The organism is Gemmatimonadaceae bacterium, from assembly GCA_020852815.1.
Classification (GTDB): domain Bacteria; phylum Gemmatimonadota; class Gemmatimonadetes; order Gemmatimonadales; family Gemmatimonadaceae; genus SCN-70-22.
Genome location: JADZAN010000024.1, coordinates 78,670 through 94,072, shown reverse-complemented (window position 1 = coordinate 94,072; position 15,403 = coordinate 78,670). Strand labels below are relative to the sequence as shown.

14 protein-coding genes are annotated in these 15,403 nt (G+C 68.8%); 10 read left to right on the top strand and 4 right to left on the bottom strand.

What is annotated here, in order from left to right:
• Positions 1-8 precede the first annotated feature (8 nt).
• The 4 genes from IT359_13640 to IT359_13625 all read left to right on the top strand — a co-directional run bounded on the left by IT359_13640 (position 9) and on the right by IT359_13625 (position 4,179).
• Positions 9-839 carry an ABC transporter ATP-binding protein gene (locus IT359_13640; GenBank protein ID MCC6930020.1) on the top strand — a complete coding sequence of 277 codons (831 nt, stop codon included), beginning with the start codon at positions 9-11 and terminating at the stop codon, positions 837-839.
• A complete protein-coding gene (locus tag IT359_13635; GenBank protein ID MCC6930019.1) occupies positions 836-2,050 on the top strand; it encodes an ABC transporter permease in 1,215 nt (404 codons plus the stop codon). Before IT359_13640 ends, IT359_13635 begins: the two co-directional genes overlap by 4 nt.
• Before the next feature lie 108 nt (positions 2,051-2,158).
• A complete protein-coding gene (locus tag IT359_13630) occupies positions 2,159-3,526 on the top strand; it encodes a TolC family protein (GenBank protein MCC6930018.1) in 1,368 nt (455 codons plus the stop codon).
• Between the two features lie 194 nt (positions 3,527-3,720).
• Positions 3,721-4,179 (top strand): hypothetical protein, encoded by a 459-nt coding sequence (locus IT359_13625; protein MCC6930017.1) that lies wholly within the window; start codon positions 3,721-3,723, stop codon positions 4,177-4,179.
• 58 nt (positions 4,180-4,237) lie between these two features.
• Here IT359_13625 and IT359_13620 read toward each other — a convergent pair whose 3' ends face one another.
• On the bottom strand, positions 4,238-5,494 hold the full coding sequence (locus IT359_13620) for a dipeptidase (GenBank protein MCC6930016.1): 1,257 nt from the start codon (positions 5,492-5,494) through the stop codon (positions 4,238-4,240).
• Between the two features lie 187 nt (positions 5,495-5,681).
• On the bottom strand, positions 5,682-7,115 hold the full coding sequence (locus IT359_13615) for a hypothetical protein (protein MCC6930015.1): 1,434 nt from the start codon (positions 7,113-7,115) through the stop codon (positions 5,682-5,684).
• A 43-nt stretch (positions 7,116-7,158) separates the two neighbouring features.
• Here IT359_13615 and IT359_13610 point away from each other — a divergent pair, with 43 nt between their 5' ends.
• The 6 genes from IT359_13610 (at position 7,159) to IT359_13585 (ending at position 12,473) form a co-directional block, all read left to right on the top strand.
• Positions 7,159-7,557: a TIGR04076 family protein gene (locus IT359_13610; GenBank protein MCC6930014.1), complete on the top strand. Its 399-nt coding sequence runs from the start codon at positions 7,159-7,161 to the stop codon at positions 7,555-7,557.
• On the top strand, positions 7,554-8,627 hold the full coding sequence (locus IT359_13605; protein ID MCC6930013.1) for an aldo/keto reductase: 1,074 nt from the start codon (positions 7,554-7,556) through the stop codon (positions 8,625-8,627). The genes IT359_13610 and IT359_13605 overlap by 4 nt, the downstream gene beginning before the upstream one ends.
• A gap of 110 nt (positions 8,628-8,737) precedes the next feature.
• Complete coding sequence (locus IT359_13600) at positions 8,738-9,232, top strand: hypothetical protein (protein ID MCC6930012.1); 495 nt, start codon at positions 8,738-8,740, stop codon at positions 9,230-9,232.
• Positions 9,229-10,518 (top strand): dipeptidase, encoded by a 1,290-nt coding sequence (locus IT359_13595; protein MCC6930011.1) that lies wholly within the window; start codon positions 9,229-9,231, stop codon positions 10,516-10,518. Before IT359_13600 ends, IT359_13595 begins: the two co-directional genes overlap by 4 nt.
• A gap of 72 nt (positions 10,519-10,590) precedes the next feature.
• Positions 10,591-11,322 carry a hypothetical protein gene (locus IT359_13590; protein MCC6930010.1) on the top strand — a complete coding sequence of 244 codons (732 nt, stop codon included), beginning with the start codon at positions 10,591-10,593 and terminating at the stop codon, positions 11,320-11,322.
• Positions 11,319-12,473, top strand: coding sequence for a beta-lactamase family protein (locus tag IT359_13585; protein ID MCC6930009.1), 1,155 nt, complete (start codon positions 11,319-11,321; stop codon positions 12,471-12,473). The genes IT359_13590 and IT359_13585 overlap by 4 nt, the downstream gene beginning before the upstream one ends.
• A 378-nt stretch (positions 12,474-12,851) precedes the next feature.
• On the opposite strand, the gene IT359_13580 is transcribed toward IT359_13585, so the two are convergent.
• The gene (locus IT359_13580) at positions 12,852-14,138 is read right to left on the bottom strand and encodes a hypothetical protein (protein ID MCC6930008.1); all 1,287 of its coding nucleotides are present in this window, start codon (positions 14,136-14,138) and stop codon (positions 12,852-12,854) included.
• Between the two features lie 200 nt (positions 14,139-14,338).
• Complete coding sequence (locus IT359_13575; GenBank protein ID MCC6930007.1) at positions 14,339-15,202, bottom strand: PEP-CTERM sorting domain-containing protein; 864 nt, start codon at positions 15,200-15,202, stop codon at positions 14,339-14,341.
• Positions 15,203-15,403 lie beyond the last annotated feature (201 nt).

Genomic DNA, 15,403 nt, shown 5'->3' with positions numbered 1-15,403 from the left:
AGCTTTTCATGTCGACCTTGGTCACGCCAGCCACGAACGCCGCGCACGCACGATCGGGAGGTGAGCGCCCGGCGCTCCTCATCCAGACGAGCGCGCTCTCCAAGATCTACGAGTCAGGCGCCAACCGCGTGCACGCGCTGCGCGGCGTCGACCTCGAGGTGTTCGAGGGAGAGATGATCGCCGTCATGGGGGCGTCGGGTTCGGGGAAGTCGACGCTGATGAACATCCTCGGCTGCCTCGACGTCCCCACCACAGGGTCGTTCCGACTCGACGGCGAGACGGTCGAGGGGCTCGACGTGAACGCGCTGGCCGACCTGCGCAATCGCAAGCTCGGCTTCGTCTTCCAGGGGTTCAACCTGCTCGCGCGCACCAGCGCCATCGACAACGTCGAGCTCCCGCTGCTGTACGATCGCACCGGGCGATGGAAGGACACGCGCAAGGCCGCGGAGGAGGCGCTGCGGCGCGTGGGGCTGGGCGACCGCATGCATCACCTCCCCAACGAGCTGTCGGGGGGGCAGCAGCAACGCGTCGCCATTGCCCGCGCCATCGTCACGCGCCCGCGATTGCTGCTGGCGGATGAACCCACGGGGAACCTCGACTCGCGTACGTCGATCGAGATCATGGCGCTCTTCCAGGAACTCAACGACGAGGGGATCACCATCCTTCTCGTCACGCACGAGCACGACATCGCCGACTATGCCCGCCGCATCCTCGAGGTGCGCGACGGGCGCATCATCCGCGACCACGCCGTCGCCGACCGCCACATCGCGCGCGACGACCTGGCCACGCTCGACGCCGCGCCCGGCGACGACCAGCTGCAACCGACGGTGACCGCATGAAGACCACGACGCTGGTCCGGGTGGCTTCGGAAAGCATCCGGAAGAACACGATGCGCACCCTCCTCACGATGCTGGGCATCGTGATCGGCGTGGGGGCGGTGATCATCATGGTCGCCATTGGCCAGGGGGCCACCTCGCGCATCGAGGAGCAGGTGAACGCGCTCGGCACCAACATGATCGTCATCACCCCCGGCGCCTCGCAGCGCGGCGGGGTGAGCGGCGGGGCGCAGTCGTTCAACCGCCTCACGCTCGACGACGCCGAGAAGCTCAAGCGCGAGTCGACGCTGCTGTCGGCCGTGTCGCCCGTGATCTTCACCATGAGCCAGCTTATTGGCGGCTCGGGAAACTGGCGCGCGCGGGTGTGGGGCGTGTCGCTCGACTTCCAGGAGATCCGCGACTGGCCGATGGAGTCTGGGGAGTTCTTCACCGACGCCGACGTGCGCGCCATGCGCAAGGTGGCGATCCTGGGCAAGACGGTGGCCGACAACCTGTTCGCCGGGATCGATCCGGTGGGGCAGCAGGTGCAAATCCGCAACGTCCCGTTCACGATCGTTGGGGTGCTCTCGAAGAAAGGGCAGACGTCCACCGGGACCGACCAGGACGACATCGTCCTCGTCCCCTACACCACGGCGCAGACACGCCTGGCCGGCTTCTCGTTCATCGGGCAGATCCTCGCGGCCACGTCGTCGCCTGACGACATCCCCGCGGCGCAGGAGGAGATGAAGGCGATCATGCGCGAGTCGCACCGCCTGGGTGACGCCGATGACGACTTCACGATCAAGAACCAGAACGAACTCGCCGAGGCGGCGAGCGGGACGGCCGAGGTCATGTCGTACTTGCTGGCGGCCATCGCCTCGGTGTCGCTGTTGGTGGGTGGGATCGGGATCATGAACATCATGCTGGTGAGCGTCACCGAGCGCACGCGCGAGATCGGGATTCGCATGGCCATCGGGGCGCGCGGGAGCGATGTGCTGACGCAGTTCCTGGTGGAGAGCGTGGTGATCTCGGTGGCGGGCGGGATCATTGGCGTCCTGGTCGGCGTGTTAGGCGCCTTCATCGTGGGGCAGGTGACCGGCTGGACGACCAAGACCTCGCCGGAGGCGGTACTGATCGCGGTGCTCTTCTCGGGGGCGGTGGGGGTGTTCTTCGGTTTCTATCCGGCGCGCAAGGCGGCGGCGTTACGGCCGATTCAGGCACTTCGATATGAGTAGGGACGGGGGACGGGGGACGGGAGGGTCGGATGTGCGCGGTGCGGCGGTGGTGTGCGGGGGGGGCGGGGGGATGTGAACAGCAAAACAACTATTCGGAGACGTCCGACGATGGCATACACGAGAGGACTCGAGCGTTTGACGGCGACGGTGATGCTGGCGGGAGTTGCAGCGTTCTCGTTGCCCACACTCGCGGCGGGGCAGCAGGCAACGCAGCGTCAGGTCATCACCTACGAAGAGGCGTTGCGGCTGGCGCAGCAGCGGAACGTCGCCCTGCGCCAGTCGGAGAACGCAGCCGCCGCCGACGCGGTGAGCGTGCGCCAGGCGCGGAGCCAGCTCCTTCCCGACCTGCGCTTCACCACACAAGGCACGCAGAGCTACGGGCGCAACTTCAACCAGAACGACGGGGCGATCGTCAACAACTCGACGCAGAACGTGAACGCCGGGCTGTCGTCGTCGCTCACCCTGTTCGACGGGCAGAAGAACCTCTCCAGCATTCGCGCGTCGCAGGCCTCGCAGGCCGCGAGCGAGCAGACGGTCGTGCGCGCGCGCCAGACGGCCGTCTTCTCCGTGGCGTCCAACTACGTCGCGCTCGTCACGCAGCAGGAACAGCTCCGCGTGCGCGAGGAGGCACTGACGGCACAGCAGGACCAGGAGGCGCTGGTGAAGGCGTATGTCGACGCCGGCAAGCGCCCCATCTCCGACCTCTACACGCAGCAGGCGGCGGTGGCCAGTGCTCGCCTGGACCTCACCAACGCGCGCCGCGCACTCGAACTGGCGCGCATCGACGTGATGTCGACGCTGCAGCTGGACCCGGCGGGCGAGTATGAGTTCGTCACACCTACCATTCCGCAGGAGGCGCCAGGCGTGGCCGCTCCGTCGCTGGACTCGCTCATCACGCTCGCGGCGCGGCAGCGCACCGACCTGCAGGCGCTCGACTCGCGCCTCAAGGCGGCCGACGCCTCGATACAGGCCGCCGCCGCTTCCCGCTGGCCCACGCTCTCGCTCTCCCTGGGGTACAACACCTCGTTCTCCAGCGTCTCCGACTTCTCGTTCACCGACCAGCTCGACCAGCGGCGCGGCGGGTCGATCGCCCTCGGCGTCTCGCTCCCCGTCTTTGACCGCTTCTCCACATCAAACGCGTCGCAGCAGGCGCGCATCCAGGCCGACAACGCGCGCCTTGCCCTCGAGAGCCAGAAGCGCGAGGTGGGGTTGCAGGTGCTGCGGGCCTGGCTCGACGTCACCTCGGCGCGCGAACAGCTCGCCGCCGCCGAGGCGCAGGTGCGGGCCGCCGACCAGGCGCTGCTCACCTCGCGCGAGCGCTACAACGCGGGCACGGCAACACTGGTCGAGCTGGCGCAGGCACGCGCCACGCAAGTGCAAGCGGCGAGCGCGCTGGTCAACGCGCGCTACAACCTCGTGCTGCAGGGGACCGTGATGGACTACTACACGGGCGCCCTCGCGGTCCCGAGGAACTAGTCGCGCGAGGAGCATGGGGGGCACGCCCCGTCGGTGGCCGAGTAGTTCACGGTCGCCGGCGGAGCGTGGTCGCGTTAGGTTGGACACTAGGTCATCGCTGGCAAGCCGTTGGCGTCCCCTGCCCCGTGCCGGGCGCCATTGCACCGGCGAGCATTCATGCGATGGCGTCGTGTCCCTCACCGGCAGGTAGCTCCATGGCCCTCGTCCAGCGCGACTACATCCTGCGAATGATCGAGCAGCTCGCGGCGGCGATTGCACGCGTGCTGCAGCTCAAGACCGACGGCGACCTGGTGGGCGCGCGCCAGGAGGTGCGGCGCGCGACGATGGAGCTCCTTGGCCCCGCCTCGGCCATGGCGATGATGGTCGACACGCGCACCGCGGCGAACCTCGTGAGCGACGCGCGCCGGCTCCGGCTGTGGGCGCGCCTGCTCGAGGAGGAGAGCGCCCTCCTGCGCGAGATGCATCACGACGCCGAGGCCGCGGCGACCGACCTGCGCATCGTGCAGCTGCTGCTGGAGTCGTGGCAGCGCGAGCCCGAGTGGGACGAGGAAACGCGCGCCGTGTTCGCCGCCGTGCGTGCGCGCGGAGGCGAGCGCGCGCTCGACGCCGCCTATCGCGCGCAACTCGCGGAGTGGGACCGCCTGCACGCGTAGCGGCGCGGGCGAACGGCGCACGAACGTGGCTGCATCGTTCGCCCCCGCGCGACAGCGGCTACGACGTCACCTTGTCATTGAAGCGCATCGTGCTCGGCTTGCGCACCTTTTGCAGCCGCTTGGCCACCTGCTCCGTCTTGCGCATCACGCGCAGCAGGTTCCCGCCCATGATCTTCTTCGTGTCGGCGTCGGAGTAGCCGCGGCGCAGGAGTTCGGCGACGACATTGGGGAACATCGAGATGTCGTCGAGCCCCTTGGGGTGTTGCTCGATCGCGCCGAGGTCGGCGCCGATGCCCACGTGCTCGACGCCGATGAGCTTGACGATGTAGTCGATGTGGTCGACGTAGCGCTCGAGCGTAGTGGGGGGGACGCTGTTGATGTAGGCCAAGAACGCCGAGTCGGCACGGGCGGGGTTGTCGGGATACTGCGCGCGCAGCTTGCGCTCGACGCCGAAGACATCGCGCATGAGCCGCGCCCCGGTCGAGTCGACGAAGGCGGGGAAGGCGTTCACCATCACCACGCCGTCCTTCTTCTTCACCAGCATGAGAATCGAGTCGGGAACATTGCGCGGATGATCGGCGAGGGCGCGTGCCGACGAGTGCGAGAAGAAGAGCGGCGCCTCGCTGATGCGCGCCACATCGCTCATGACGCCGTCGGAGACGTGGGAGATGTCGACCATCATCCCGAGGCGATTCATCTCGCGCACGACCTCTTCGCCGAACGGCGAGAGCCCGCCGTGGCGCGGGGCATCGGTGGCGGCATCGGCCCACGCGGTAGTGGAGCCGTGCGTGAGCGTCATGTAGCGCGCTCCCAGGCGGTACACGTCGCGCAGCATCCCTAACGAGTTGTCGATCGCATGCCCTCCCTCGATCCCGATGAGCGAGGCGAGCTTCCCCGTGCGGTGGATGCGCACGATGTCGTCGGCTGTGGTGGCGTAGGCCAGGCGCGGCGAGCGGGCAATCATGCGGTGGATCATGTCGATCTCCTCCAGCACCATCGTCCCAGCCCCCTTCCCTTCGTAGGCCGAGGGGACGTACGCCGCCCAGAACTCCGCCCCCACCTGTCCCTTCATTGCGCGCGGAATGTCGGTGTCGATGTCGGGGAGTGACTTGTCGGGGTCGTAGCGTTCGAGATCGAACCCCGCCTTGAGGCGCGACATCTCGGGGAGGTCGTTGTGCGTGTCGATGAACGGGGCCTCGCGCATGAGGCGGCGCGCGCGTGGGAGAAACGAGTCGCGTGTCGCCTGGGCGCGGAGGTTCGGCGCGCAGAGCGTGATGAGCGCGAGGGCGGGGACGAGCGCGCGGCGAAGACGCATGGGGCCTGGTGGGACGGGGGACGGGGGACGGGAGACGGGGGTGGCGTCGAGGGGCGACGCCGGGCGCCGGGCGCCGGTGAGGGGGAATGTGCGTGGTGGGGGGGCGGGGGGCCATGATGGGAGGGGAGACGGTGCGGCGTTCGGCGCACCGATAGGAGTGGTTCAGTGTGCGCACCCGCACCCACCCTCACCCCCCTACCCCCCAACCCCCGTCCCCCCTTCTCCCCCACCCCGTCACCACCGCCAGCGCCACCGCCCCTACCAGCGCCCACGCATACGTGTTGTGGAGCCCTGCGCTGAACGGCGCCACGCGCGGCATCCCGAAGTCGGCGCCCGACGCGCTCGCGCTCGATGCGAGAATCGTCGGAAGAAAGTACGGGAGGATGAACGGGTATGTGCACACCGTCATGTCGAGCAGGTTGGCGCGTCGATAGGCACTCAGCCCGGCGCGCGCCCCGACCTCACGCGTGAAGGCGCCGACGGTGAGCATCGCCACCACGGAGTGCGTCGTCAGGAGCACCGCGACCGACACGGCTCCCACGATCCACAGCTCGGCGCGCCGCGGCGAGAGCGTGCTGGTGCGCGCCCAGGCGAGCACCCCTTCCACGGCACTCGACGCCTGCAGTGCCCCGACCAATCCGATGAGGAGGATGGTGAAGACCGACACTCCGAGTCCGCGCGATAGGCCGTCGATGATGAGCCCCTTGGCGCCAAAGGCGGCACGGTCGATGTAGAAGACCTGCGCGGGCTCGAGGAGGCCAAGCGCGAGCGCCAGGGCGAGCGTGAGCGCGATGCCGGCAAAGAGCCCCTCCAGCAGGTGCCGCTTGCGCACGAGCATGGTGATGACGACGGCGGGAACGAGGAGCATCGCCAGGCCACGCGCGCCGCCGCTCGCGCTCGCCGCCGCCGCGCCCACGGCCGCCGACTCAGCGGCGGACGACACTCCAGGCGCACTACCTAACACCGGCGTGCTGACCATCGCCAGCAGCACGCTCGTCACCAGCGCCAGCGCCCCGGCGGGGAGGACGTACGTGAGGCGCGCCCGCACGGTCCCGGGCACATCCGTCAGCTGCGACCCCGCGCTGGCGATCGTGGTATCCGAGACCGGCGAGATGGAGTCGCCGAACGTCGCCCCGGCGAGGATCGCCCCCATCAGGACCGCCGGCGGCGCGACGAGTGCACCACCCGCGGGATAGAGCAGCGGCCCCGCGAGCATGATGGTCCCGAACGACGTCCCCGTGGCGGTGGAGACGACGCAGCACGTGAGGAACGCCGCCGCGACATACGCCGCCCCCGTCAGGTGCAGCGCTCGCGCCCCCCACACCAGCGCCTCCACGAAGCCCGAGGCGTTGAGCAACACGGCGAGCACACCGCTCAGGAGCCACGCCATGATCATCAGCATCACGACGGGCTGCGCCATGGCCGCCAGCACCGCCTCGCTGTAGCGCGTGCGATCCTTCGCCAGGGCAAGCCCCAGCGCGAGCGCAGCCAGGAGGATGGGCCAGAACCCCTTCTCGTCGGGCGCCCCCGACAGCGCCAACCACCCCACGCCGGTGAGGAAAAGGAGAAAGGGGGCGAGCGCCCCGGCAAGGCGGCCGTGGAATTCGAGAGGGGATGACACGGGCGTTATCATACCACGCGTCGCACCCACGGGAGAGGACCGGATGTCTGCACCGCACGCCGACGACACGTTCACGCTCTACGACCTGCGCGTCGAAGTCGTCGCCACCGAACGCCCCATGGTGTGCAACCACCGCGCGGGCGACTGGTTCGAACTCTCGGGAGAGAACCTTCGCTTTCCCGACGGGCAGACGTTCCCGCTCTACTCGCTCGCCGGCATCCTCCCCATCCTCCCGGCCAAGCAGCGCGAGACACACCCCGCCGACTGGATGACGACCGACACCGACGTCGCCTGCGTCGACCCGCACTGCGGCGCGCGCTTCCGCATCACGCGCATCGCGCGCCGGACCTTTCGCCACAGCGACGTCACGCTCGTCCCGATGCCGGGCACCACCGGCACGGGACCGCTAGCACGCAGCGCCTCTCCCCCGAACGCGACATGAGCCCCCCCTCCCGGACGCACGTCGACCTGGCTCCCGGCTATCGCATCTCGCGCCTCATCAAGGGCGGCTGGCAGCTGGCGGGCGGGCACGGCACGATCGAGCGCGCGCAGGCGCTGGCCGACATGCGCGCCTTTGCCGAGTCGGGGATTACCACCTTCGACTGCGCCGACATCTACACGGGTGTCGAGGAGCTCATCGGCGACTTCCTGCGCGAGTGGCGCCCCGCGCACAATCACCGCCACGCGCTCGAGCAGGTGCGCGTCCACACCAAGTTCGTCCCCGACCTGGGGGCGCTGGCCTCGCTCACCGCGCACGACATCCGCCGCCTCATCGACCGTTCGCGCGAGCGACTCGGCGTGCGCACGCTCGACCTCGTGCAGTTCCATTGGTGGGACTACGACATTCCCGGTGTGCTCGACGCCGCGCGCTATCTCGACGCGTTGCGGCGCGAGGGAAAGTTCCGCCACCTGGCGGTCACCAACTTCGACACGCCGCACCTCGAGGCGCTGCTGGACGATGGGCTCCCGGTAGTCTCGCACCAGCTGCAATACTCGCTCCTCGACCGCCGCCCCGCCGGCGCCATGGCCGCGCTGTGCAAGGCGCACGGGGTGGAGCTGCTCTGCTACGGCGCGCTCGCCGGCGGCTTCCTCTCCGAGAAGTGGCTGGGGGCCCGCGAACCAACCGAGCCGCTGGAGAACCGCTCGCTCACCAAGTACAAGCTCGTCATCGACGAGTATGGGGGGTGGGAGTCGTTCCAGTCGCTGTTGCAGCTGCTGCGCGGTGTCGCCCAGCGCCACGGCGTACGCATCGGCACGGTGGCCATTCGCTGGGTGCTCGACCAGCCCGGGGTGACGGCGGTCATCGTTGGCGCGCGGCACGCCCGTCACCTCGCGCCGACCCTGGCGGCGCTCACGTTGCAGCTCACGGACGACGACCGGCGCGCCATCGACGCCCTCCTCGAGCAATCGCCCGGTCCCGCCGGCGACATCTATCACCTGGAACGCGACCGCACCGGGCGCCACGGACGCATCATGCGCTACAACCTCAACACCGCCATCCCCGGACACTGACCACCCGGGCGCCAGCGCCCAGCGCCCAGCGCCCAGATCGCCTCTAGCGTCCTGTTCCGTTCGCCCCCGCGCGGGTGTCGCAATCCGCACCCGCCCCGTACAATCAAGCCATGACCAGACGCGCCCTTGCGGTCGCCGTCGCAGGACTCGCCGCCCTCGCGTTCGGCTGCACCCAGGACCCGGTGATCCCCAAGACGGGGGAAGAGCCGATCGTCCTGACCCTCGCCTTCAGCACCACCACGTTCAAGATCGGCAAGGCCGACACCATCAGCGTCATCGCCACCAGCACGCTGACCGATTCGGCCGTCGTCGCGTACGGCACCAGCTGCCGCTTCAACGTCACCATTCGCAACAGCGCCGGCACCACCGTCGTGCCGCCTAACGGGCAGCGCAACTGCATCAACCTGCAGCAGTTCCAGACCGACACCTTCCCGCCCAAGGGACAGATCGTACGCAAGTTCGTCTGGACCGGGCTCACCGACTTCGTTCCAAGCAGCGTGTCCACCACGGCGCTCCCGCCGGGGGCCTATCAGATCTCGGCCACCATCCTCGCGCTCAACTACTCCACCTTCGCCCCGCCGGTGAAGGTCGACCTCGTCCAATGACCACTCGACTTCCCGCCCTCGTCGCCGCCTGCGCCCTCGTCGTTGTCACGCCCCTTCACGCGCAGGGGCCGTCGGGCGCCGACGCCTCGCACTGGGCCAAGGTGCGCCGCGTGCTGCGCACCACGCCGCTCATGGACGGGCACAACGACCTCCCGGGCTACATCCGCTCCGAGGTCGCCGCCAATCGCCGTGACGTGGATGCGTACGACCTCCGCAAGCACACCTCGGGAAACACCGACATCCCGCGCCTGCGGCAGGGAATGGTGGGTGGGCAGTTCTGGTCGGTGTATGTCGACGGCGAGGCGAAGGACTCGGGCTACGCGCGCTTGCAGCTCGAGCAGATCGACATTGCGCGGCGCGTGGTGGAGAAGTATCCGGAGGCCTTCCAGCTCGCCCTCACCGCTGCCGACGTGCGGCGCGCCAAGGCCAGCGGGAAGATCGCCGGGCTCATCGGGATGGAAGGGGGGCACGTCCTCGAGAACTCGTTAGGGACGCTGCGCGCCTACTACGACCTGGGGGCGCGCTACCTCACGCTCACGCACAACGTCACGCTCGACTGGGCCGACGCGGCGCAGGACAAGGCGCGGCACGGCGGGCTCACGCGCTTCGGCGAAGCCGTCGTCCGCGAGATGAACCGCCTCGGGATGCTCGTCGACCTCTCGCACGTCTCGCCGGCCACGATGAGCGATGCGCTCAACGTGTCGGAGTCGCCGGTCATCTTCTCGCACTCGGCGGCGCGCGCCCTCACCGATGTCCCGCGCAACGTCCCCGACTCGATCCTCAAGCGCCTGCCGAAGAATGGCGGCGTAGTGATGGTCGCCTTCGTCCCCGGCTTCGTCTCGCAGCGCGTCGCCACGTGGAAAGCCGAACAGTCGGCGGTCGTCAACGAGTCGCTCAAGAAGCACGGCGGCGACAGCGCCGCCGTGCGGCGTGACAAGGCCGAGTGGGAGCGCGCGCATCCTTTCAAGAACGCGACCGTGGCCGACGTGGCCGATCACATCGAGTACATCCGCAAGGTGGCCGGCGTCGACCACGTGGGGTTGGGGAGCGACTACGACGGCACGGGGAACGAACTTCCCGATGGCCTGGGCGACGTCTCGACCTTTCCCGTCCTGCTCGTCGAGCTCTCCAAGCGCGGCTGGAGCGAGGGCGACCTGCGCAAGCTCGCCGGCGAGAACGTGCTGCGCGTGATGAGTGTGAACGAGAAGAACGCCGCGCGCATCAAGAAGCAGCGTTCCGCCTCGCCGCGCACCATCGAGGAGCTCGACGGGCGCCCCAGGATGTAACACGACGCCATCGGCGCCGGGGAAGCCACGGAGCGGCGCGGAGCGCGCCACGTGCCCGCCCCTCGCACTCGCATGCCCACGCGCTCCGTCGCATCCCCCGCGAGCAACACCGCCATCGTGCAGGCCTCGGTGGGCGGCGCGGTGCTGTCGGCCATTCCCGACTTCCTCCTCGCCGGCGTTTGCCTCTTCACGTGGCTGCGCCCGATGGCGATCGACCCCTTCCTGGTAAAGCGGCTCACGACGCTCACCCTGCTCGAGTTCATCGTCGTGCACTCGGCGCCGTTCACCGGGATCGTTGTCCTCTCCGACATGAAGCGAGTGCGCAAGGTGGGCGCCGTGGCGGGGCTTGGCGCCTTCTACATGTTGTTTGCCTGGGCCTTCTCGGCGGGGACCGACTCCAACTGGCCCATGGTTGCCTTCTTCGCCCTCATGCTCAACCGCGTCCTCCCCGTGCTGGCGGGTGCAATCCCAAGTGAGGCGCAGCGCACCTACATGGCGACCTGCTGGGGGGTGGGTGTGGTCGCCTATCTCGTCACCGTCTTCATGGCCGTCCTCCTTCCCATTCCCGCACTCGGCGTCACCCCCGATGTGATCGCGGCGCAGCGCTTCACCTCTGGTGGGCTGTGGCCCGAGCAACCGTGGCGTCCGCTCTTCATGGGGACGGTGTACTTCACCCTTGTCGGGACGTGGGAGATCGCGGGGATGTCGGCAATCGTGAAGCGAGCCGTGTCGAAGGGCAATGCCGCGACGTGGCGCACCGAAGGCTCGCGCTCTCCATCCACCCGACGAAACGCCCGCTCATGACTCTCCGTCGTTCTCCGCATCGTGCGCGCGGCGCGCGACTGGTCTTCCTGCACGCGCTGTTGGGTGTCACCGCCGCGCTGGCGGCATGCAGCGGGCGTGGTGACGGCGCCGCCACGCCGCGAGACGTTGCGAGCGCAGCCGGTGCCGGACCGGCACGCCCACTCATCGATTCGCTCTTTGCGCGATTCGCGGCGCCGGGGATGCCAGGGGCAAGCATTCTCGTCGTGCGGCACGACACCGTGCTCCTGCGTGAATCGTTCGGGCTCGCCGACGTGGAGGCGAACGTTGCGGCCACTCCCGTCACGAACTATCGCCTCGCCTCGCTCACGAAGCAGTTCACCGCCACGGCGATCCTCCTCCTGGCGCGCGACGGCAAGCTCTCGATCGATGCGCACGCCCGCGACTTCCTCCCCGAACTGCCCGCCTACGCGCGCAACGTCACCATCCGCCACCTGCTCACGCACACCTCGGGGTTGTGGGACTACGAGTCGTTCGTCCCCGATACGCTTGAGCGACAGGTTCATGACCTCGACGCGCTCACGCTCGTGAGCACGCGGGCCGAGTCGCTGTACTTCGCCCCGGGTACGTCGTGGCGCTATTCGAACACGGCGTATGCGCTGCTGGCGCTCATTGTCGAGCGCGTGAGCAAGGAGCGTTTTGGCGACTTCCTGCGCGCACGCATCTTCGTGCCACTGGAGATGCACGACAGCTACGCCCACGAGGAGGGACGCACGCAGGTACCGCGGCGCGCCTGGGGCTACACGGTGCGCGGCGACAGCGTGACGCGCACCGACCAGAGCAGCACCTCGGCGGTGCTTGGTGACGGTGGCGTCTACTCATCGCTGGACGACCTCGCGCGCTGGCATGCGTCACTCTGGCATGCGCCGCTGGTGGGTGACTCGATCTGGCGCGAGGCCACGACGCCCTACGTGCTCGAGGATGGCAAGCCGACAGACTACGGCTTTGGATGGTTCGTCGAGCAGTACCAGGGACATCGGCGCCTGCGCCACCATGGCGAGACACGCGGCTTCACCAACTGGGTGGCGCGTTTTCCCGATGACGGGCTGGTGATCGTGATCCTGACCAACCGGACCGACTCGGCGCCGTGGGACATCGCCGACCGCCTCGCCGATCGCTTTCTCTCCCCCTGAAAGTCCGTCACCTGCAACGCCGGAGCCGGGCGCGTCGTGCATCCCGTCCCGTCGTGTTTGGTGTGGAGCGGAGGCATGTGCGATTCCCCTATCGCGACGCAGAGCGGGGCGGAGTGCGGGGAGGAATGCGGCGGTCGCTGGCGGTCATCGCGGGTGAGGCACGGGGTATCGGCGCGAGCGTGACCGGTTGGCGAAGTTGGCGAGGTGGGCTCGCGCAATGGCGGGAATGGTCTTACAATTACGCAGGCGGGGCAGTCCACCGCCCGAACGAACGTATGCGGCACCAGGATCTCCGGGGATCCTGGTGCCGCGTCGTTTTCGGGATGTCGCGTGGCGATGCGCGCTGCCTAACGCTGATTTCCCCAGTGAAAACGGCCCCTAACGCGATCGTGCGCCACGGCGACTGGGCGCTGCGGGAAGGGGGCGACGCGCCACGCGGCGGGCGGCCTCGCCCCGCCACCACCCCTCGAGCGAGTCCCCGGAAACTCCCAGGAGCGCCGGCATTTCGCGCCAGAACGAGGCGCTGTCGTCCGTGACGCCCAGGTAGCGCCGGATCCCCGAATCGCCGCCGCGCTCGTGGATCGCAGCCGCAATCACTCCCGCGGTGGCGTACATCGCATCGGTCTCCGGCTGCCCCCACACGCCGGCGACGTCACCGTCCACCAGCATGCGCAGCGTCACGCCGGGGTGCGTCGCTTGATAGCGCGCGAGGATCACGGCGAGCGAATCGATCGATGCACCGCGCGAACCGCCGATCCATGTCGCCACCCCTTCCTCTACCATGTGATGTCGTCCGCCTGCGGGAAGCGTGGGCCAGAAGGCGATGTGCGCGAGTTCGTGGATGTACGCCTCGCCCTGCAACGAATCGCCGGCCAGCAGGAGGTGTTGCTCCGCGCTCGCGCGTCCACCGCGCCCGGTACCCGGCCCCGAGGGAGCGACCATGAAGTCGAGTCCCACGATGCGGTACATCTCGCGCGTCGAGCCGCAGGCGTAGTAGTCGAGCGTCGACGTGTCGGCGATCGCGAAGCGAAGCTGCAGGTCATCGAAGAGCTGCGCTGTACGGCGTGCACGCGCCCGGTCGATCCGCTCACCCGGTGGACGATGAAAGGTGATGCGTCCCACGCGCAGCGTGCTCCACCGCGCGGTGAGGTGCGGCAACGCACTCTCCAGCGTCCAGCGATCGCCGGTGCGGCGCGCGTAGAGGCGCTGGACCGCGAGCGGGCGAATGGCGCGACTCGCCGAGTCGTAGCGCGCGAAGAGCGTACGCACCACGTACAGGTCATTGTCGGGCGATTCCGGAACGACCTCGATGATCGTGGCCGGGAATCCCTGGTAGGCCTCGCCCGTCGCATCGTACACACGCCGCCCGCGCTGCTCTTCACCGTTCCACAGTGGCGTGGGCGTGCGCGACGGTTGCGGGAGCGCGAAGTAGTCGCGCAGCGTACGCACGATCCCGCGCACGTCGGCGCTCACCGTGTCCACGCCAAAGCCAAGCGACAGCGACGGGACCGTCTCCTGCGCCGACGCGGGCCGCGCGTGCGCCATCGACAATGCGCTAGTCAGGAGGAGCGCGAGGGCGCGCATGGCGGCGCGATGCATGGCGGCGCGGTGCATGGCGGCGCGGTGCATGGCGGCGCGGTGCAACGCGACTGGTGCAATGGACATGGCGAACCCCTCGTTCGATGACGATGCGCGCATCCTCGCTCCAGCGAGCGTTCATCGCAAGCGCGTCCTTCGTCCTCTCGAACGCGACGCGGGGCCCGAGCCAAAGCCCGGACCCCGCAGTGATACCAGCGTCGACCGCGTCGCCAGCGTTCCGGCGCGTGACGTCGCCGTGTACGAGGCAGTGTAGGGGGCAGCGCGCGCTACACGCCCTTCCGGCGACGACGCGCCATCGCCCCGCCGATCCCGGCCAATCCGCTGCCGAGCAGGAGCATCGTCGCCGGCTCGGGGGTCGTACTCGACTGGAGCTCGAAGTTATCGTGCACCGCGAGCACGGGGTCGTTGTTGAAGCCGAGCGTGACGTTGTCGGCAAAGGCCTTGTAGGCATGCGGCCAGTTGCTGCCGAGCCCCACCCCGATGCCGTAGACGACCGCATCGCCTAACGCGTAGCAGTTGTTCCCGTTCCCCCACGCCGACGGCGACGTGGTCTTGACCGGGATGCCGGGCGTGATGGTGGCGGGGCTGCTGCAATCGTCGATCGTGTATCCCTGCCCCGTCACGAAGCGCCAGAACATTTGGTTGGTCGCGTTCTCGGAGATCCACTGATTGGTGGGCGCGGGCTGCGCCAGCGTGTACCAGCGTTCCCACACCAGCTCACTGTACACCGGCGCGCCAATCGGGCCGCTGCGCACGTACAGGCGAAGCGCCGGCGATTGCGCCTGCCACGGTGCATCGCCCGTGGGCCCCATCGCCACGCGATACCAGTCGAAGCCCACCTGCGTCAACTGCGACAGCTGCCCCCACCCCTGCGTCGTCGCCGGATCGCCCGAGAAGAGGTTGAACCACCCCCAGTCCCGCAGGTCGCCGCTTACTGCCAGCTCCAACGATCCGTTGCCGTTGCGCGGGTTGTTCCCCGTGATCGCGGCCGATCCACCGGAGCCACGAACATCCGAGATCCATGGCCCACCAGGGTACACGGTGCGCTGCGCCTGCGCCCCGGCCGGGAGAACCCCAACCAGGACAGCGCTCGCCAAGGCACCCCGCAGGATGCGCGTCATCGTGCTCATCACTCACTCCGTCTGAGACTTGAAGCCATCTCACGCTACATCGCCCACCCTCGCGCGCGGTGTGCAGAAATCGTGAGAAAGGTCACAAACAAGGTAGGCAAGCCGTGTGCCCGGGGGTGCCAGCGGTATCCCCCCAATCCGTGCCGGGTCCCCCACGGGCACGCGCGCCAGACATTCCCGGTGAGCCGAGCCGTGGAAGTT